General features: G+C 43.7%; 18 protein-coding genes and 1 tRNA gene. 15 read left to right on the forward strand and 4 right to left on the reverse strand.

Features of this window, described 5'->3' with window-relative positions; translation table 11 throughout:
* The first annotated feature begins 1 nt into the window (after position 1).
* The 6 genes from ABFC84_15670 to ABFC84_15695 all read left to right on the forward strand — a co-directional run bounded on the left by ABFC84_15670 (position 2) and on the right by ABFC84_15695 (position 7,657).
* Entirely contained in the window at positions 2-922 is a 921-nt protein-coding gene (locus tag ABFC84_15670) for a GDP-L-fucose synthase (GenBank protein ID MEN6414177.1), read from the forward strand.
* Between the two features lie 4 nt (positions 923-926).
* Positions 927-1,886: a class I SAM-dependent methyltransferase gene (locus tag ABFC84_15675; GenBank protein MEN6414178.1), complete on the forward strand. Its 960-nt coding sequence runs from the start codon at positions 927-929 to the stop codon at positions 1,884-1,886.
* Between the two features lie 26 nt (positions 1,887-1,912).
* Positions 1,913-4,351 carry a glycosyltransferase gene (locus tag ABFC84_15680; protein MEN6414179.1) on the forward strand — a complete coding sequence of 813 codons (2,439 nt, stop codon included), beginning with the start codon at positions 1,913-1,915 and terminating at the stop codon, positions 4,349-4,351.
* A gap of 65 nt (positions 4,352-4,416) precedes the next feature.
* On the forward strand, positions 4,417-5,127 hold the full coding sequence (locus tag ABFC84_15685; GenBank protein ID MEN6414180.1) for a DUF268 domain-containing protein: 711 nt from the start codon (positions 4,417-4,419) through the stop codon (positions 5,125-5,127).
* Positions 5,128-5,161: 34 nt separating this feature from the next.
* A complete protein-coding gene (locus tag ABFC84_15690) occupies positions 5,162-5,854 on the forward strand; it encodes a methyltransferase domain-containing protein (protein ID MEN6414181.1) in 693 nt (230 codons plus the stop codon).
* A gap of 51 nt (positions 5,855-5,905) precedes the next feature.
* Complete coding sequence (locus ABFC84_15695; protein MEN6414182.1) at positions 5,906-7,657, forward strand: glycosyltransferase family 2 protein; 1,752 nt, start codon at positions 5,906-5,908, stop codon at positions 7,655-7,657.
* 66 nt (positions 7,658-7,723) lie between these two features.
* On the opposite strand, the gene ABFC84_15700 is transcribed toward ABFC84_15695, so the two are convergent.
* Positions 7,724-8,170: a hypothetical protein gene (locus ABFC84_15700; protein ID MEN6414183.1), complete on the reverse strand. Its 447-nt coding sequence runs from the start codon at positions 8,168-8,170 to the stop codon at positions 7,724-7,726.
* A complete protein-coding gene (locus tag ABFC84_15705) occupies positions 8,167-8,976 on the reverse strand; it encodes a DUF3100 domain-containing protein (protein MEN6414184.1) in 810 nt (269 codons plus the stop codon). The genes ABFC84_15700 and ABFC84_15705 overlap by 4 nt, the downstream gene beginning before the upstream one ends.
* A gap of 146 nt (positions 8,977-9,122) precedes the next feature.
* Here ABFC84_15705 and ABFC84_15710 point away from each other — a divergent pair, with 146 nt between their 5' ends.
* Positions 9,123-10,439, forward strand: coding sequence for an amidohydrolase (locus ABFC84_15710; GenBank protein MEN6414185.1), 1,317 nt, complete (start codon positions 9,123-9,125; stop codon positions 10,437-10,439).
* Positions 10,440-10,645: 206 nt separating this feature from the next.
* Positions 10,646-12,517, forward strand: a complete 1,872-nt coding sequence (gene mrdA, locus ABFC84_15715) for a penicillin-binding protein 2 (protein ID MEN6414186.1) — start codon at positions 10,646-10,648, stop codon at positions 12,515-12,517.
* Between the two features lie 25 nt (positions 12,518-12,542).
* Here mrdA and ABFC84_15720 read toward each other — a convergent pair whose 3' ends face one another.
* On the reverse strand, positions 12,543-12,716 hold the full coding sequence (locus ABFC84_15720) for an aspartyl-phosphate phosphatase Spo0E family protein (protein ID MEN6414187.1): 174 nt from the start codon (positions 12,714-12,716) through the stop codon (positions 12,543-12,545).
* A 191-nt stretch (positions 12,717-12,907) separates the two neighbouring features.
* On the opposite strand from ABFC84_15720, the gene gltX reads away from it, so the two are divergent.
* The 4 genes from gltX to ABFC84_15740 all read left to right on the forward strand — a co-directional run bounded on the left by gltX (position 12,908) and on the right by ABFC84_15740 (position 15,215).
* The gene (gene gltX, locus ABFC84_15725; protein MEN6414188.1) at positions 12,908-14,383 is read left to right on the forward strand and encodes a glutamate--tRNA ligase; all 1,476 of its coding nucleotides are present in this window, start codon (positions 12,908-12,910) and stop codon (positions 14,381-14,383) included.
* A gap of 113 nt (positions 14,384-14,496) precedes the next feature.
* Positions 14,497-14,571, forward strand: a tRNA-Glu gene (locus ABFC84_15730).
* A gap of 178 nt (positions 14,572-14,749) precedes the next feature.
* The gene (locus ABFC84_15735) at positions 14,750-14,896 is read left to right on the forward strand and encodes a hypothetical protein (GenBank protein MEN6414189.1); all 147 of its coding nucleotides are present in this window, start codon (positions 14,750-14,752) and stop codon (positions 14,894-14,896) included.
* Between the two features lie 76 nt (positions 14,897-14,972).
* Complete coding sequence (locus ABFC84_15740) at positions 14,973-15,215, forward strand: hypothetical protein (GenBank protein MEN6414190.1); 243 nt, start codon at positions 14,973-14,975, stop codon at positions 15,213-15,215.
* Positions 15,216-15,526: 311 nt separating this feature from the next.
* Here ABFC84_15740 and ABFC84_15745 read toward each other — a convergent pair whose 3' ends face one another.
* Complete coding sequence (locus ABFC84_15745) at positions 15,527-16,399, reverse strand: LysR family transcriptional regulator (GenBank protein MEN6414191.1); 873 nt, start codon at positions 16,397-16,399, stop codon at positions 15,527-15,529.
* 227 nt (positions 16,400-16,626) lie between these two features.
* On the opposite strand from ABFC84_15745, the gene ABFC84_15750 reads away from it, so the two are divergent.
* The 3 genes from ABFC84_15750 to ABFC84_15760 all read left to right on the forward strand — a co-directional run.
* The gene (locus ABFC84_15750; GenBank protein ID MEN6414192.1) at positions 16,627-17,973 is read left to right on the forward strand and encodes an MmgE/PrpD family protein; all 1,347 of its coding nucleotides are present in this window, start codon (positions 16,627-16,629) and stop codon (positions 17,971-17,973) included.
* A gap of 196 nt (positions 17,974-18,169) precedes the next feature.
* Complete coding sequence (locus ABFC84_15755) at positions 18,170-19,573, forward strand: anion permease (GenBank protein MEN6414193.1); 1,404 nt, start codon at positions 18,170-18,172, stop codon at positions 19,571-19,573.
* A 535-nt stretch (positions 19,574-20,108) separates the two neighbouring features.
* The coding region (locus ABFC84_15760) for a transposase (GenBank protein MEN6414194.1) at positions 20,109-20,511 on the forward strand (403 nt) is incomplete at its 3' end.

The raw sequence follows: 20,511 nt of genomic DNA on the forward strand, positions 1-20,511 counted from the left end.
TGTGGCTAAAATACTGGTTACAGGCGCCAACGGGTTAGTCGGACACGCAATCCGCTATCTCAATCCGCCGGATACGGTTTATCTTACACGGGAAGATGTTGATTTAACGGATTTCAATAAAACTTTGGAGCTATTTTCCGCAATTAAACCGGATCAGGTCATTCATTTAGCTGCCGTTGTCGGCGGTCTTGGCGGCAATATGGTTCATCCGGGACAATATTTCAGAGATAATATTATGCTCAATACAAACGTATTGGAAAGTGCTCGTATCTGTGGCGCGGCTAAATTAATCTCCTTTATGTCTACCTGCGTTTTCCCTGATCAATGTCAATATCCCTTAAATGAAAAGAATTTGCATAACGGCCCGCCCCACCCTTCTAACTTTGGCTATGCCTATGCGAAGCGAATGCTGGAAGTACAAAGCAGGGCCTACCGGAAAGAGTGGGGCTGTGATTACATTGTTGCGGTTCCAACCAATATTTACGGACCCGGCGATAATTGGAATTTAGCCGACGGCCATGTGCTGCCAGCTTTGATCCATCGCTGTTTTCTTGCTAAACAGAATCATACGGATTTAATCGTATGGGGCAGCGGCAGCCCGCTGCGCGAATTTGTCTATTCGGAAGATATCGCCCGGCTGGCACTATGGACTCTTGAGCATTATAGCGAAGATTCGCCGATTATTTTTTCGTCAGGAAATGAAATCAGCATAAAAGCTGTCGTGAAGTTAATCGTGAAAGAATTTGATTTTAGCGGTAATGTGATTTTTGATTTCTCAAAGCCTGACGGACAGTTTCGCAAACCCTCGGATACTACAAAGTTAAACACCTATTTACCGGGATTTCAATTCACCACAATTGAAGACGGCCTTAAGCGGACTATTCAATGGTTTTTGAATAATTACCCCAATATAAGGAAGTGATTCCATGGATGATGCTACACAAAATCATGATCTAAATGAGACTGATTTTCGTTTTACCGGACTGGACTTTGAAAGAATGCTTGGTGAAAAATTAGCTGCTCATATCCATCAAAAAATCAAGGCCTACAATTTTCTCTACCAGCCGATTACCCAAATTGAACGCGATCAATTATTAAAACAAATCCTATTGACCTTGCTTGACGACACTATAATTGCCGCAGGCGAACACCGCTATGAGCAATGGGAAAAAGGCTGGTCCGAAAATCTGATCAGTCTCAGCCATAAGGATATCCACAAAGCAATTATTCCGAAATATTTTGGTAAATATACTGCAGTTAGAATGGAGCAAAAATTTATAAAATCACTTTCGCCTAATTTTGAGTATAATGCGCTGGCGGTAATACTGGATTGGTTATTTAGTAAGTATCTGCGAGACGCCGGCAGTATCTATGAGTTTGGCTGCGGTACCGGGTATCATTTATTGCGGGCTAGGGAATATAATCCGACTGCAGCTTTATGGGGCCTTGATTGGGCTGAAGCGTCGCAAAAAATTATTGATCAAGTTTCTCAGCGTTTACGAGACAATAAGCTTTTTGCCCATAAATTTAACTACTTTCAGCCGGATTACAAATTTACGCTCGACCCAAAATCAATCGTATATACGGTTGCCTCCCTTGAGCAGGTTGGAACCAAGTTTGAGGAGTTTGTGACTTATTTAATTCACAATAACCCTAAGTTGTGCATCCATGTTGAACCGATTGCCGAATTGCTTGATGAAAACAATCTTTTGGATTTTCTCTCAATTCAATATTTTAAGAAGCGGAACTATTTATCCGGTTTTTTGCCTTATTTGAGAAAATTGGAGCGGGATGGAACTATAAAAATATTGAAATGCAAACGAACAAATATTGGCAGCTTGTTTATCGAAGGTTATTCTGTCGTTGTTTGGACTCCACAAGTTTAAATAAACAATTAGAGGTGTCTGCCCCTATGGAAGAGCCGGTACTTATACAACCACTTAAGAATAGCCGGACGCCGTTAGTAAGTATCATTCTATCGGCATTCAATCATGCAGAGTACACGCGGCTATGTGTTGAAAGCTTATACCGCTTTACTACTTCTATTGACTTTGAATTAATCACTGTTAATAACGGGTCAAATGATGATACGGAGCAAATTTTCAACAGCCTCCCCCATCAGAAAAAATTAACCTTTGCCTACCATGCAGGAACAAGCGTGGCTGTTAATGCAGCACTAAAATTCGTGGAAGGAAAATATACCGTCTTTCTACGAAACGATCTGATTTTAACCCCAAACTGGTTAAACAATTTACTGAAATGTATCGAGTCGGATGAAAAAATCGCCATAGTGGTTCCCGCTTGCAATATTTCGGACAATAATCAGCAGGTTAGCCTGCAATACAATAACATGGACGAGATGATTCAGTCAGCGGCGGCCTATAATAATAGCACCCCTACTAAATGGGAGGAACGGTTACAGCTGACTACGTATGCCTGTCTGACTAAAACCGATATCATGAAAAATTTTGTCGGGCTTGAAGAAGCATATACTCCCGGTGACTTTACTGCTGACTTTTGTTTTCGGCTAAGAAGAGCGGGTTATAAATTAATCTTTGCGAAAGATACCTTTTTACATCGCTTGATACCAAACGCGAGCAGCAGTGACGGTGAAAAATTCGACTTATTAGAAAGAAACCGCCGGATATTTTCCAGCAAGTTTGATGTCGACGCCTGGAATGACTGCCTGATCGACTGGGAGATCGTAAATCTGGTGGAATGTGGTCCCAGCCATCCCGTCGATGTTTTGACATTATGTGTTTCTTGCGGCGGGACGGCTTTGCAAGTGAAAAACAAACTGCGTGAAAACGGGTTTCCGGCTATAAGATTATGGACGTTGACGGAGGAACAAAAATATTTAGCGGATCTGAATACCATCAGTGATTACACCCTATGTGACCGCTTTGAAAACATCACGGATATTTATAAAAATAAGCGGTTTGACTATATTCTTAGCGAAGTTGACTTGCAGAGTGTTGTAAATCCTCATCAATTGTTAGAAGCTGCCGTACAATTACTGCAGCCGGAGGGACAATTTATTTTTGCAGCCGCCAATGAGTCCTTTTATCTAAATGTAATCAATTTATTAAATGGAAATGTTGATTGTGACAGCAAATTCAGCCGCTGCGGTTTCAATATTGAGAAACTGCAAGACTTTCTTGTTGACAAAGGATTTGACAATATACAGCTATATTATTCACCCACTGTAGTACCGCCGGAACATCATGATCTATTGGAAAACTTAAAAAAAGTTTCCATGGTAGAAAACAAGCAGCTCCTCGACCGGGTGTATGCTGCCAGGAGAATTCTATTTTCGGCGAAAAACAAGAATCGGATAAAAAGCGTTTTACTCTATCCCGGTTATGATATTTGGCTGAATGACATTGTTTTCAATAAGAATATTGGCAACATGCTGGGGATAGAGCTGGGAGAAAATTTTTATAGTGTATTAAGACAGGAACTGGCCAAACATCATTTTAACTTGCGCACTATAGATAAAGGAAATATCGAAGAATCAACTTGTATTATTTATATTGATCTGCCAAAATCATACAACAGCCCGCTAGCCCGGTCAATCTTTCATTACCTTTATCAAGGTGAACACTTTTTCAAACAATGGCTGTCCGGCAGCAGGCGCAGTAAACTAGTACTTTTTTTATGGGAGCCGCCCTTTGTTACGCCGGAGAACTATGATAGGAACCTCCATCAATCTGCAGACGTAATCTTTACATATCTTGATGATTTAGTCGACAATACAAAATATTTTAAGTTTATTCTTCCGGCAGCTGTTTATGTGGAAAATCCTTATGCAACAAGCTATGGGGATAAGCAGTTGTGCACATTAATTGCCGGAAATAAGTTTTCCAATGTGCCTGGCGAACTTTATAGTGAAAGACGCAGCGCCATCGAATATTTTGAAAATCAACCGGGAAATCCTTTCGACTTATATGGCCGCGGCTGGAAAACGAGCGGCTATCAATGCTATAAGGGAGAAATAGCAGGTAAACTGGCCGTTTTATCCAGGTATAGATATTGCATCTGTTATGAAAACGGGGCGATAAACGGCTATATAACCGAGAAGATATTTGATTGTTTTGTCGCCGGCTGTGTGCCGATTTATCTCGGAGCGCCTGATATTACCAAATATATACCGGCAAACACTTTTATTGACAGGAGAACATTCGGCAGTTACGAAGAAATGCACCGTTATATCAGTGGGATTGGCGAGAGCGAATATAACACTTATCTCGATAATATCGATCAGTTTCTGCATAGTGAATCATTTCAAAAATTCACCTTTGCCGGTTTCGCCCAGACGGTAGCCCGGGTTTTGGTTGAGCAATGTAAGTAACGCTCGGCCTGGGGCCGCTTTTATTTAGCAAGCAAATATTTTTCAACAAGTAGTGGGGTGTAGCGATGGATCAATTGAAGTTTAGGGCGATTTATGAGATATTAAAGCGACAGGGAAATGCCGTTCCGCCGAGATTTCGCTTTGAGTGGAATGAGCAGGATTTATATCCCTGCTTAAATGACGACACGGAAACGACGCCGTTTGACTCTCATTATGTCTATTCTACAAGTTGGGCCGCGAGAATTCTTAAGTTAAGCAATCCTACGGTTCATCACGATATATCCTCTTCTATCTTTTTTGCGACCATTGTCTCTGCATTTATACCCGTTAAGTTTTTTGATTATCGTCCGGTCGCTATTACATTAAGTAATCTGGAATGTGGGCAGGCCGATCTTTTATCACTGCCGTTTGCAAACGATAGTATCAGCTCCTTATCCTGTATGCATGTAGTCGAGCACATAGGACTCGGAAGATATGGAGATTCAGTCGATTATGACGGAGATTTGAAGGCGATTGCAGAACTTAAAAGGGTAGTAGCTCCCGGAGGACTACTGCTATTTGTTGTCCCGCTAGGTGGAGTGTCAATAATAAAATATAATGCTCATAGAATATATCTGTTTGAGCAAATATGCGAGTATTTTACTGGCTGGTCCATACTGAACTTTTCCGCCGTTTTTGATAATGGCATGTTTCTGGCTAATTGTAATCCGCAGTTGGTTGAGCGGCAGAATTACGTATGCGGGTGTTTTGGCTTGCAAAAACCTATTCAAGCTTGACTAGAATTCCAAAAAAATTTAAGGGGCTGAACATGTGATTACTGTAGGCTTGTCTAATGAGTCTAATCGTACAGAATGGATACGAAAAGCATTGGCTGCCGTTCCTGAAGGCTGGCGCATATTAGACGCTGGTGCCGGTGAACAGCAATTTAAAAAATTTTGCAGTCATCTGGATTATGTAGCGCAGGATTTTGGACAATATGATGGCTGGGGGGATGGAAAAGGATTACAAATGGAAGTCTGGGATCAAACTCAATTGGACATTGTTAGTGATATTGCAGACATTCCTGAACCTGATGCTTCATTTGATGCGATTATGTGTACCGAGGTATTTGAACATCTGCCTGAGCCGTCGTTAGCGCTAAAGGAATTTTCACGATTGCTGCGTTCTGGTGGCAGGCTAATTCTAACTGCTCCTTTTTGTAGTTTGACGCATTTTGCACCCTATCATTTTTCTACCGGCTTTAATCAATATTGGTATGAATACCATTTACCGCGTTACGGCTTAAAGATTGTTGAGCTAGCCAAAAGCGGGAATTACTTTGAGTATTTGGCACAGGAGATCCGCCGAATTGACGAAGTTGCCCGGAAGTATGCGAATCAGTATATGGAAGATCCATGGGCAGTTAGCCGCATTCTAGAAGAATTGCAAAAAATGAGTGCAAACGACCTGGGGTCGGCGGAGTTGTTATGTTTTGGTTATCATGTTTTGGCCGAAAAAGAGTGAACTGGGTGAATAAAAAGAGGAGCTACCATCGCTTACAAAGGAGTGCAACGTATGCAAAAGGTGGTCGGATTACTATTCAGTAAAGACCGGGCTATGCAATTGGACGCCGCTTTAAGCTCCTTGGCCTTACATTGCCTGGATATGGAAAGCATCGACTTAAAAGTGATTTGGACCTGCTCCGGCTTATCGAATGAACAGCAATATCAAGAGCTGGCGAACAATTATCCGTCTGTTACGTTTATCCGCCAGTCCAATTTCCCGGAGCAGGTTTTAGCAAACATAGCCGGTTATGAATATGTTTTGTTTTTAGTTGATGACAATATTTTCGTTAGAAATTTCTCAATCCATACCGTCATTGAAAATTTAAGCAACAATCAGGATGTCCTGGGCTTTTCCCTGCGGCTCGGCACAAATACAATCTTTTGCTATCCGCTGAATCGTGAGCAGCAATTACCCGTATTCACCGTGATTGTTCCGGAATTCTTAAAATTTGACTGGACAGCAGCGCAGTATGATTTTGGCTATCCGCTAGAGGTTTCCAGTTCTGTCTATCGAGTCAAGGATATAGCTGCGATATTGCAGCATAACCCCTTTTTCAATCCTAATACATTGGAAATCGCTCTTGATACCAATAAAGCAAGCTTCGATTCTCAAAAAAAATTCCTTTTATGCAGCAAACATTCTTATACATTTTGCAATCCTGTCAACAAAGTGCAAACCATTATTAACAACCGGTCAGGCGAAGCATATTCTTATTCTCCCAATAAACTTAGCGAAATGTTTACACAAGGCTATCGAATCAATGTGGAAGCGTACCGGGATTTTATACCGAATGGCTGCCATCAGGAAGTTGAATTGAAATTTAAAAAGGCAGCCGGTTCCTCCCAGTCGCACTATCTTCCACCAAAAGTCAGTGTCATTATGCCCGTCTATAATGCACAGGATTATTTGCGGGAAGCGATCGACAGCATCCTAAGCCAGACATTTATCGATTTTGAATTTATCATTATTGACGACGGTTCTACCGATAATAGTTTACCGATTATTAAAAGCTACGCTGATCCGCGGATTCGGCTTATCCGCAACGAAACAAATCTTAAATTAATTACGTCGTTAAATAAGGGAATGAATCTGGCACATGGGAAGTACATTGCCCGTATGGATGCAGATGATATCAGTCTGCCTGACCGGTTAGCCAAGCAGGTGGATTTTATGGATCAGCATCCCGATATAGCCGTGTGCGGTACCTGGGTGGAATTATTCGGCAAACCGTGTGAACAAACATCTTGGCATTTCACCGATAACCCGGCTATAGCCAAATGCATCCTGCTGTTCGGCTGCTGTTTGGCTCACCCGTCCGCAATGATCAGAAGAACCGTCTTAGAATCCGGTTTCTGCTATTCTTACTCGTATCCCCATGCGGAAGATTACGGTTTATGGGTACAGATCGCCCGAAATCACAATATTGCCAGTATCCCGCAAGTATTATTCAAATACCGGCTATCCGACAGCCAAAAAAGTGCTAAAGAGGCGCAGCAAGTCTTAGACGGGACTGCAAAAATCCAGCTTGAACAACTTAACCGTCTCGGCATAGAACCAACGCAGCAAGAATGTCTTCTCCACCTGACAATTGGGCAATGCCAATTCCCCCCTGATATTTCTTTCGCCCATGGAGCATTCACCTGGCTTTCTAAACTGAAAACGGCAAACTCCCAGCTGAATTATTATCCTGAACCGACATTTACCAATGTTCTGCGAATGTATTGGACGAAAGTGTGCCAAAGCTTAGTAAACGCTTTATAAATATCAAAAAAAGAAAAAGGATCTTCGCTCTATAACAATAGCGAAAATCCTTTTCGGTGGTATCCTTTAAATAACTCCTTCTACATGGAGCATAAACTGGGCGATAATTGTAGCAAATACAAACGTACCCGTATACACAACAAGTGCAACAACAATAATCTTCCAAGACATCTTTTTAAACATTTCAAGATCTTTCCCAATAGATAGCCCTGCGTAGGCTAATACCAGCGTACACAATGCGAGAAAATCAACCTTGCCAACAAACTTCGTTACCACCGGAGCGATGGGAGATAAAGAGGAAGCAGCAAATATAGCTAACAATGAAATCCAAAATACCATGGGAAGTTTAATCGGCATAACGTGGGTCACAAGTATGCCTAATAACGTAATCGCAAGCAGAATAGCAAAGCCGACGGCCGTATCCACTAGCGGCTGATGATAGCCGATCACATTGGCCGCAATGCCGATAATACCAGTGACTAAAAACACTACAACCTGTTCTTTCCACTTCATTTTGCAACACTCCCCTTTTCTTGCCGGCGACCGATGATCGGGGTCAGCACTTTATATAAGTAGTTCGTCGCAGGAAGCGAAACAAACAGGCAGAAATAAATTCCAATAATCGTAGTGAGTAGGTTACTTGCCCCCGCATACATCAAAATATCATTTTTATATTCAGGAAATACCGCTGTAATAGCGCCCGTGGCCGCCGCCATCATACTGCCTGACCCAACACCGGCTCCCATAGCCAGAGCATACGGGTGAAAAATTTGAAGAGCTGCCATACAGCCCGCAATTAAGCCGACCCAGATAGCGCCAAATACAGTACCACAGATGTAAACGGACATAACGCCAAGTCCTTCGGGCGAATCCAATCCATACTTTTCAGCAATAATAGCAATATTAGGTTCCCGATCGATAGAAAATGTTGCTCCCACTGCCTCGCGCCCCATTCCCAGAAAAATGGCGATTGGCAAACCCAGAATAACCGTTCCAAAAAAATGGCCTAGTTCCTGTACCGAAAGAGCTAACCCCGCACCCAGCAGCTTGCCTACGGAAGGACCGATAACCGTTCCAAGCTTCGTCACAAGCAGCAGCGTGAGCAAACTTAAAACAGCAGAAGCATGATGCATATGCTCCAATTTTACCAGTTTCAGCTTGGGCCAACTAATAAATCCTCCAATAATCATAGCATACAACATCGGTAAAAACAGCAGTACGCCCGGTCCAAACTTTACCTTATGGGTTCCAATCATTTCGCAAACCACAACAAGAATAAGTGCCAATACATGCAGCTTCCAATTTTTGAATACGTTCAAAATCACACACTCCCTTCTATTAAATTAAAATAGCTATACATCAAAGATTATAGCCTTTTTTTTTTAACTTTACTAGCCTATAACAAGATAAAATTCCAAGGCTATCCTGAAATAAACTGCTATAATAGTAATGATATTATAAGGAGATGAGTCAATTGGATAAAAAAGTTCTGAAACAAAAGGTGACTGCAGCCATTTTTGCCCATAAAGAAGAAATTTTTTCGCTGGCACACTCCATCGCCAGCGAACCGGAAATGGGATTTAAAGAACATAAAACAGCTGCCAAAATCGCCGAAACTTTTAAAAAGCATAATATTCCCTACTCGTCGGATCTAGGAATTACCGGTATAAAAGCCCTAATAAAGGGAAAAACACATACTCACAAAATCGCTGTTTTAGGTGAAATGGATGCCGTCACCTGTGTTGACCATCCTATGGCTGATCCTATAACAGGCGCGGCCCATGCCTGCGGTCATCACGGACAAGTTGCCGCCATGGCTGCCGCCAGTATTGGGCTCAAAGAATCCGGCGTGATGGACGAATTAGACGGAGATGTAATTCCTTTTGCCGTTCCCGCTGAAGAATACGTTGAAATTGAATATCGGAATCGTCTGCGCCGGGAAGGAAAAATTAAATACCTCGGCGGTAAGTCGGAATTAATCCGGCTTGGTGCGTTTGATGATATTGATATGGCTATGATGATCCATCTCAGCCCTACAGGAGAAAACCATCGCAAACTCTATGTCGGTGGGACAAGCAATGGCTTTATCGGGAAAATGATTCGCTTTATCGGCCGCGAAGCCCACGCTGCCGGCGCACCTCACGAGGGTATTAACGCCCTTAACGCTGCGATGGTTGCACTTATGGCTGTTCACGCACAGCGCGAAACATTCCGCGATGAAGATCATGTACGTTTTCACCCTATCATCACCAGCGGCGGCGATCTGGTCAATGTGGTTCCCGCCGACGTTCGTATCGAAAGTTATGTCCGCGCCAAAACAATTGAAGCGATGCTGGATGCAAATAAAAAAATCAACCGGGCGTTAATCGGCGGCGCCTCCGCAATTGGCGCCGAAGTGGAAATTAAGGACTTACCTGGTTATCTGCCTCTTATTAATAATGAGATTCTGACTAAGCTCTATAAAGAAAACGCTGCTGCACTGCTCGGAACAGATTCGATCATTCCCCTCGAACATCATGCAGCCAGTACGGATATGGGGGATTTATCCCATATTATGCCAGTTGTTCATCCCTGGGTTGGCGGCGTAAGCGGCAATTTACACACCCGAGACTTTAAAGTCGTTGATCCTGAAATGGCATACCTTATTTCGGCCCAGTCTATGGCTATGACCATCATTGACCTTCTCACTGATGGCGCTGCTTGTGCAAAACAACTACTGCAGTCTTACAAACCGAAAATGACGAAAAAAGAGTATCTCACTTTCATGGAATCCATTTCGTAATTAGAATATAAACATACCAACATTTACATCCCCCTGATGTGAAGGAAAAGCCGATATTCTAGCGAACATAAAATATCTTAGTACCAATTCCAGTGGCGACTTTGTTATAAGCTTCCCTATCCACTGAAATTGGTCTTTTTATTTTATCGGGATATGCATCCTGATGCTTTATATGCACAGACGCAATATGAAAGGATGCTGTTAGCGTGGCAGGGACGCACTCAAATCCTCGGCTTACTATATTGGGCTATATAGTCATACTGGTAATCGTCGTTCTTATAGGCCAATTAGGCTATTTACAGATAATTCACGGGTCTGATTACAAGAATCAGGCCGATAATAACCGCATTAAGCTTCTGCCGCTCATGGCTTCCCGTGGTATTTTTTATGACCGTAACGGAGTTCCGCTGGTTTCTAACCGCCCGGGATTCACAGTATCACTGGTTCCCGTTTCCGGTCCGATACCGGATGAGGTAATTGACCGGCTGGCCGCTCTTGCGGGGATGGATTCAGCTAAAATCCGCCAAAAAATTAGTCAACAGGATAACCAGCTTGAGCCGGTACGGATTATCAATGATGCTGCCCCTGAGATCGTAACCAAAATTGAAGAACACCGGAATGACCTGCCCGGCGTAGTCATCGAAATTCAGTCCATTCGAAATTATGTTAATAATGAATTAGGTGCTCACATCTTCGGTTACGTCAGCGAAATCAGCGATACTGAATTGGGAAAAAAGAAAGCCGCTGGCTATAAGCCCGGTAATATTATTGGCAAATTCGGACTGGAAAAGGTTTTCGATAAAGATATCCGCGGCACCGACGGCGGCGGTCAGGTCGAAATTGATGTTACCGGCCGGCCGGTGCGAATGTTAGGTAAAAAGGAGCCTGTTATGGGCAATAGCCTGGTGCTGACAATTGACAGCAAGATTCAGAAGGCCGCTGAAAAGGCAATAGACGACCAACTGAAATATCTTCAGACTAAACTGGGGAATATCAACGCCAAAGCGGCGGCTGCCGTTGTAATGAACCCCAAGACCGGCGAGATTTTGGCGATGGTAAGCCGGCCAACCTTTAACCCGAACCTGTTCACCGGCGGAATTTCAACTAAAGACTGGAAAGTAATCAATGATAATCCCTTCAACCCATTGGAAAACCGGGCTATTACCGGTGAATACCCGCCAGGTTCAACCTTTAAAATAATTACCGGTACGGCGGCTCTGGAGCTGGGAAAAGTAACGCCTGAGGAACAAATCTTCGATAGCGGCCACCATTGGCTCATTCCTAAAGGGAATTCGCAAAATGAGGCTTTAGGCTGGATTAATTTCAAGACAGCATTGTCGAAATCCGATAACGTTTACTTTTACGAGATGGGGAATCGTGTCGGCATTGATAACCTGGAAAAGTATGCCCGGATGTTTGGCCTAGGCGACTACACCGGCATAAATCTACCGGACGAAGCAGATGGTCTCGTTGCCAACCGGCGCTATAAAGAGAAAGCGTACGGCGAAGAATGGTATCTATCGGAAACCTTTGACGCCGCCATTGGTCAAGGTTTTCAACTGGTTACGCCGCTGCAAATGGCTGTGGTTATGGGTGAAATCGCCAATGGCGGACACCGCTACCGTCCCTATCTGGTAAGCAAAATAATCTCGCCGAATGATGAAACGGTCAAGTCATTTGCGCCGGAAGAACTGGGAAGTGTGAAAATATCCGACCGCAATCTTAACCTAATCCGCGATGCCTTGCATGACGTGGCGCTGCCGGGGGGAACCGCCGCCTATGCCTTCAATGGATTCCCGGTTTCTATCGCCGGTAAAACCGGCACGGCCGAAAACCCCCATGGTGATGACCATGGCTGGTTTGTGGCTTATGCTCCTTTTGACGACCCGACAGTCGTTGTGGCCGTCATTGTGGAGCAAGGCGGCTTTGGCTCGGATTCCGCAACCCCTATAGCCCGAAAGATACTGGAAGCTGCCTTTAACATTCCACCGCAAAGGGATGCGGCAGATGAAGCTGCTGACGAAGCAGCGAAAGCCAGTACCAAAGTTATTACTAATAGCAGTGCAAAGATAAATTAGGTGTAAATGGAACGAACCGCTCCTATTAGGAGCGGTTCGTTTTGTCACTCAACCTTGCCTGATATTCGTTGAGAAGGGCATCCAGCATTTGACTGACAAGCAGCACGTCTGGATCAGTTAATGATCTCCCCTTTGATAATTTGTTCAATTTTGTTCTTAATTCCTCAATTGTTTTTAATATTTCGTCCAATTCAGTCAAAAAAATCGCTCCCTTCCCGGATAGCATGCCTTAGAAATATAAAAAGTATTCCCGGGAGGAGCTGTGGGGGGAAAAATCGTTCGGTAAAGCCGGTACTGTAAAAAAGCCGCATCAGCTTTAGGCCTAAATACTTTTTTCATTGCCAATATGATATAATAAACTCTATATACCACAGTAGGAGGTGTCCAGTTTTGGACCATGTCAGAGTAAGATTTGCCCCGAGCCCGACAGGCTATTTACATATCGGCGGCGCAAGAACCGCTTTATTTAATTGGTTCTTTGCCCGGAAGCATCACGGCCAGTTCATTTTGCGAATTGAGGATACCGACACCCAGCGGTTGAAAGAAGATTCCGTAGCACAAATTTTGACCAGCATGAAATGGCTGGGTATGGATTGGGATGAGGGACCGGAAAAAGGCGGTCCGTGCGGCCCTTATTATCAGTCCCAGCGCTTGGATTTGTACCGGCAGGAAGCTCAGCGGCTTATTAAAGAGGGACAAGCATATTATTGCTTTTGTACCCCGGAAGACTTAGCCCGAACCAGAGAACTTCAGCGCCAGGCCGGCCAGGCGTTTCGCTACAGCGGCAAATGCCGTGACATTCCCCTGGTAAGTGCGTTACAACGGATCGCAGCCGGCGAGAAACCGGTCGTCCGGCTGCGGATTCCCGCCAGCGGACAACTGACCGTAACGGATCTGATCCACGGTGAAGTGAATTTCCGTCTGGACCAATTGGACGACTTCATCATCCTGAAGTCCAACAGAATGCCCGCCTACAACTTTGCCTGTGTGATTGATGACCACGCAATGGACATCAGTCATGTCATCCGGGCCGAAGAGCATCTTTCCAACACGCCGAAGCAGGTACTGCTATATCAGGCCCTGGGATATCAAACACCAGCGTTTGCCCACCTGCCGATGATTTTGGCTCCCGATCGCAGCAAACTCAGCAAGCGCCACGGTGCAACATCGGTAGAAGAATTCCGCGAGCAGGGCTTCCTGGCACCGGCAATCGTTAATTACCTGACTTTTTTAGGCTGGTCTCCGGGTAACGATCAGGAAATTATAACGCCTGCCGAGACAACGGAAAAATTCGCTCTTACTAATGTATCGAAAAAAGCAGCCATTTATGATACGAAAAAACTTGCCTGGATCAACGGCCAATACTTAAACAGTATGGATCTGGACACTGTAGCCCAGGCAGCAATTCCTTTCTTGCTGCAGCGGGGACTGATAACCGCAACGCAAGCAGCAGAACAAGCTCCTGCAATCAGGGATATCATTGCTGTAGTGCGAAACAGGGTCAAGACTCTGGTCGAACTGGCGGAGGCAGCGGAATACTTTTTCAAAGAGGTAACGGCATACGAGGAAAAAGGCCGGCGCAAACACTTTGCAAAAGCGGAAGCAGCGGAACTTCTGCGGCAAGGCCGGGAGCGTTTAGCACAGGTTCAATGCTTTGATAGCCAACATACGGAGGATGCCTATCGGCAGCTCAGTGAAGAATTAGCTGTCAAAAGCGGCGATCTGATTCATCCCACCCGGCTCGCTTTAACCGGACGCACGGTAAGCCCCGGCTTATTTGATGTTATGGCACTATTAGGTAGAGACCGCTGTCTGGCAAGAATCGACCGAGCCCTTGCGTATATTTCCGAGCTAAAAGCAGAATAAATTTTCTACAGCTCTTGCATTTTTCCGTTGAAAGAGTTAAAATGAATACTTGTTAAGGCTTTTTCCGATGATATGGGACTAACCATTCATTTGGGAAAATCCATTTAGATCATGGCCCTATGGTCAAGCGGTTAAGACGCTGCCCTCTCACGGCAGAATCAGGGGTTCGATTCCCCTTAGGGCTACCAATACAGCGCATAAAATCTTAGTTGAAGGTAATATTCGACTAAGATTTTTTATTTTTGATAAAAAGCAAGACCGACACTATTTTTCGCAGCGCCAGCCTTGTTTAAACCTTTCCTTATCGGTAACTCCTTCATGTCATCGGGAATACATTATATTATCAATCACAACCGGAGGATTGACATGAAGTGTGACGATGTTGATAATATCATTCTTTGGGTATTAATACTCACCGCAGCCGGTGATTTACTTGCACTATTTTCTGAGCTATTAAGCCAACGCTGTGAAAAAAAGCAGACCAAGAACGACAAAAGAAGGAAGCAGAAATGAGTCAAGAGCTTGACCGTTTACGTGATCGAATTGCCTTATTGGAAACCAAAAAGATTTCTTGAGGGCAGGTGCTTACATGGACAGAGTCGAAACAACCGGAATACGTCCCGATATCGGCGACGAGCTTGAAGTTTTCTTATATACCAATCTTAGTGCCATCGTTTCTCCCAATCCTGATGTGTTATTAACCCCTGCGTTCCAGGCGTCTTTAACTTCCGCTTTAAACAGTGTCGGCTCTCGCCATAATCTAGGCTTACCTAGCGACCTTAAAGACATCATGGACGTGTTTATAGTAGCTAACGCCAGCAGAATCGGCTAATTAGAGCGGCTTAGTCGTCGGGGTAATTCGTAACCAATAATCACTAGCATTGCAATAAAAAAATTTTGCAATACTACAAGTAACTCCGAAATATACAACATTATTATGCAAAAAAGCAAAAGCTCTCTAGTCAGCCTAATTACTGGACTAGCAGAGCTTTTTTAACTTGCTTTACTGTAAAATTCAGGAGACAGTCGATTGAAAATTGAACTAAATGTAGTTATTTACTGGTTTGATGGTTGTTACTCGCTACATGAATCCGGGAATGCAGGTATAAAGAAATAAAAATAGTCGAAACCAACACATATTTCCTAATTTTTATCGCCAACGTTAACACAGTCATTCACGTATTCTACAAATGCCTGAACTACTGATAATTCAAGGGAAGAATTTCGACACATTAACCATGTTTTTCTCACTAAAGGGTTGCCGTTTTTCCAGGTAAGACCTTTTGTATAAAGAGAAGTATATCCTTTTAAACCAATAACTGGGATAATTGCCCAGCCCAAATCACGCAAAACCATTTGCAGGCCAATGTCCATATTGTCTACTTCCATGGAAGTATACGGAGGAGAAGCAAAATTTTGTCGCCACCACGTTTCCGCTATATTGTGCACCCCCGAAAGGGGATGAATGATTTGTGGGCGGTTTGGTAAATCGCATATTTCAAGTGGACTGCCGGATACAAGGCAGATAGGCTCTGTGGCAATCAGCCGCTTTTCTTCTAGCCAGGGATGATCGCCGCGAATAATGGCAATAGAAACTTCTCCTTTTTGAAGCATCCGGTATACGTTGTGACTTTGACTTGTTTTGAGGAAAACTTCAACTTGCGGATAGAGTTTTAAAAAATTTTTCAATATATCTGGCAGTTCATAACGGGCAAAAGCTGCCGTTACGGCAATCCGTAACTCACCTTGGATAGTTCCTTTCATATTTTGAATGGACTCTTTAGTCTTTCGTAGTTGTTCTTGTATATTTCTTACACATTGTAGTAAAGACTCACCTTCCGGCGTGAAAATGACCCCTCTTGGAGTACGTATGAGAAGGTTAGCGTTAAACTCATTTTCCAACCTTTTTAAGCGGTAAGAAAGTGACGATTGGGCTATACATAAGTATTCGGCAGCCCGCGTAACATTTTTCTTTTCAGCAATTGCGCTTAACATATTCAAATCCACTTTATCCATTATTGAATTCTTCCTTTACAGTAATAATCGAATTCATCGATTGCATTCAAGCAAAAATAGATATTTTACCTATCGGAGTAATTATAATAAAATTAAATTAATCAAGCAAGTATTTTAAATATTTTGTAATTACTCCGCTGATAGGGAGGCAAAAATAATGATAAAAACATGAGCAATCAATTAGAGTAGTCTTTGAATCAATTGAATTTATCAAAAAGGAGAAAAAAATGGAATATACAAAAAAGTTGGTCGAGTTTGTACTAGATACGGAATATAAGCAGCTTCCGACAGAAGCAATTTCATTGGCCAAAAGGCACTTCTTGGATTGTGTCGGAGCAGCCCTTGCGGAGGTGGCCGAACCCCGTTCCAATATTGTTCAACGGTATCTCGATCACATAGGCGCAAAAGGATCATGCCGGTTATTAGGTTCGGGGCGTAAAACCACTATTGATAATGCCGCTTTTGCCAACGGCATACTGGCCCATTCCATCTGTTTTGATGATTCCGGCCCCTCCCATCCTTCTGTAACCATTGTTCCGCCACTAATCGCAATGGGGGAGCAGTATCATTTAAGCGGCAAGGAAATTATTACAGCACAGGTACTCGCCTATGATGTATTCCAGCGACTGAATGCGGTTACGAAAGATGCTTGGGAGATGCGGAAACGTGGGTGGCATCCCACCGGATTCTTTGGAGCCGTAACATCAGCAATTCTCTCGGCCAAGCTCATGCGGCTGACTGTAACTCAAAGCGTCCAAGCTGCATCCATTGCTGCAACCATGGGCGGCGGCTTGAGTCAAAACATCGGTAATATGGGTATGCCACTACATGCCGGCAATGCCAGCCGAAATGGGATTACTGCCGCACATCTTGCCAAGGAGGGCTTTATAGCCGATCTCCAACCGCTGGAAGGACGCTTTGGGCTAATGGACGCCTTGTGTGGACCGAAAAATTATAATATTGAGGCGCTGACGGTAAGCTTAGGTGCTCCTTATCGACTTATTGATCCGGGGATTACTATTAAACCTTATCCGAACTGCTGGGCACACCATAAGGTTATCGACGCGGTGCTTCACCTAATTCATACCCACAACATTCATGCTGACCAAGTCGTTTCAGTCGAGGTAGACCTGCAGCCCGACAAACCGACCTATCGTTATCTAGAACCGAAAACGGACTTGGAAGCTCGTTATAGCCTTGGTTATGGCATTGCTTTGTGCTTGCTAGATGGTGAACTTGGACTCGCACAATTTGCTGCAGAGCGAATACAGGATTCACAAACAAAACAAACTATGGCAAAAATCAAACATGTTCCTCAGTCAGCGGGACCGGAACAGAATAATGTAACCATCGTAATGCAGGATGGAACACGCCATATGCATAACGTAGCCTATTCGAAGGGACATCCGCTCTACAATCCGATGTCCGATGAGGAAATTATGCAAAAATACCGCTTATGCGCCGGGCGTACATTAAGTCCGGACAGAGTTGAGCGGTCCGCAGCTATGATAACCAATCTTGAAAATGTTGAAGATATGAAATCTGTGGTTGATTCATTGATCAAAAAGCAGTGAGTTGCCAGCTAAGATAGTAATTGGTCAAAAGGGCTGTCGCACTAAGATTTTTCCTACCGCATATTGTTGGTTTTGCTTAAATACAACTACAATATATAGTGGAATTTTTCTTTAATGCGATAGCCCAACAGAAATCTCTTCGTGTGGCAACAAAAGATTTTGCGCGTTTTCGACAAGCAATATGAGGAGGATTATTATGACGAAGAGAGGGTTATATGCTCTTGTTACCATCGGTGTTTTGGCAATCGTCTGGTGTATACCTGTACCATTAGGTTTAAAAACTCAAGCATGGCATTTATTTGCCATCTTTCTTGCTACAGTTGTCGGTTTTATCCTGTCGCCGGTTCCTAACGGTGTTGTTGCGCTTTCGGCCGTTGTTTTCTCTGTGTTTACAGGCACTCTAAAGCTAAAAGAAGCGCTTACCGCTTTTAGTGGTAGCACTGTATGGTTAGTTGTTGCTGCCTTTATCTTCGCCATTGGGTTGCGAAAGACAGGACTGGGGCGTAGAATTGCCTTTTTGTTTATTCATTCCTTTGGGGGTAATCCGTTAACACTGGCTTATTCAATGGCTGCCACCAATCTGGTTCTCGGGCCAGCTATTCCCTCCAGTTCCGCACGGTCTGGCGGCGTTCTCTTTCCTATCGTCAGGAGTATCTGCCAAACATTTAATTCTTACCCTGGCCCGTCAGCTAAACGCCTTGGCTCTTTTCTTATGTCTTCTGTTTTTCACGTGGATCTCATAGTATGTGCAATGTTCCTGACATCAATGGCAGCTAATCCACTATCAGCCGAACTCGCCAGGCAAACCTTGGGGGTTACCATCACCTGGGGCACTTGGGCTTTGGCTGCTAGCGTTCCTGGTATTGTTAGTCTGATTGTTATTCCTTATGTTTTATATAAACTTTGTCCGCCTGATTTGAAGAAAACGCAGGAAGCAAAAAAAATGGCGGCAGAGGAATTGGAAAAGATAGGCCCCATGAGCAGTAAGGAAAAAATTATGCTAACTATTTTCTTGGGTGCCATAGTCTTATGGGCTACTGGCGAAATTACCAAGTTTGATGGCACTCAGGTTGCGCTGCTCGGTATTTGCGCTATGTTGATATGCAATGTTATATCCTGGCAAGATGTAACTAAGGAAGATAAAGCATGGGACATCCTAATGTGGATGGGCATTGTGGTTATGCTCGCCGACTTTCTGAATAAATCCGGTTTCATTAAATGGTTTGCCGCTGGTGTTAGTGTTGCATTGGCCGGAACAAGTTGGATAGTTGCCTTAGTTATCGCTTTCCTGGTTTATTTTTACTCTCATTATGGTTTTGCCAGCATGACAGCGCACGTTACCGCTATGTATGCGGCTTTGATTGCAGTGGCCGCAGCTGCTGGCGCACCTCCTTTTTTGGCGGCTTTCTCAATTGCAATCTGTGCTAATCTGTGCGGTTGCTTGACTCATTTTGGCACTGGACCGGCTGCAATTTTTTTTGGGGAAGGCTATGTAGACCAAGCTACTTGGTGGCGCAATGGTTTTATCGTATCATTATTCCACATCATAATCTGGCTTGGATTGGGAAGCTGCTGGTGGAAGATATTGGGAATTTGGTAATGGGTACGAATAATGAATGCGCTTCGGTTCTCCGGGTTAACTGGTGATGTACCGGATAAAATCCTAAATTGGTCTTTAAAGTTTATTCGTTTTCTTGTTCTTCGTAATCACTTCACGAAATGTATATACTCAATTTATAGCAAATTAGGAAGATGATTCCAATAATTTTTTTTGAGTTTTCAGACTTTATGTCACTATTTTAGCGTTTTAAAATCAATCAGAATATGTGGTGTGGATAACGGCTGGACCACAGCCAGCCGATACAACAACCCTAATCCCTTTTTTGCAGGAACAAGAAACCTTCTTTCCGTACCGATATAAAAATGTAGTGGCAGATTCCGGTTATGAAAGCGAAGAAAATTATCTTTACCTGCGAAAACAGAAACAGGCAGGTTACATCAAGCCATTCAATTATGAACAAAAAAGGCGCGCAAATATAAGGAAGACATTGGCGTAGGGAGAATATGCCATACGATAAGATAAGTGACAGTTATCTTTGCGCGAATGGGAAGAAAATCACCAAAGATGAAATTCGGTGGGTAAAAAACCGACGGGATATGTCAGCGAAAAAGCCTTGTATTCCTGCAAAAGCTGTGCAGGATGCATGTATAAAGCCGAGTGCATCAAAGGACGCAACCGTAAGCTCCCGCTTTGGGAAAGAAGCAAACATTTTGAAGTTGCTAAAACCTTTCAGGCAAAACGGATGGAATCTTTACAACGCATCGTGAGCGAAGAAGGCCAATTGCTCAGAATGAATCGAAGTATTCAATCCGAAGGTGCTTTTGGCGAGGTAAAATGGAATATGCAGTTCCGGCGTTTTTTGTGCCGGGGTACGGAAAATGTATTGGCCGAAAGCATCCTGCTCGGACTCGCGCATAATGTGAACAAGCTGCATTCGAAGATACAGCACGGGCATTGTGGAGAATACCTTCATCCGT

The organism is Veillonellales bacterium, from assembly GCA_039680175.1.
Classification (GTDB): domain Bacteria; phylum Bacillota; class Negativicutes; order JAAYSF01; family JAAYSF01; genus JBDKTO01.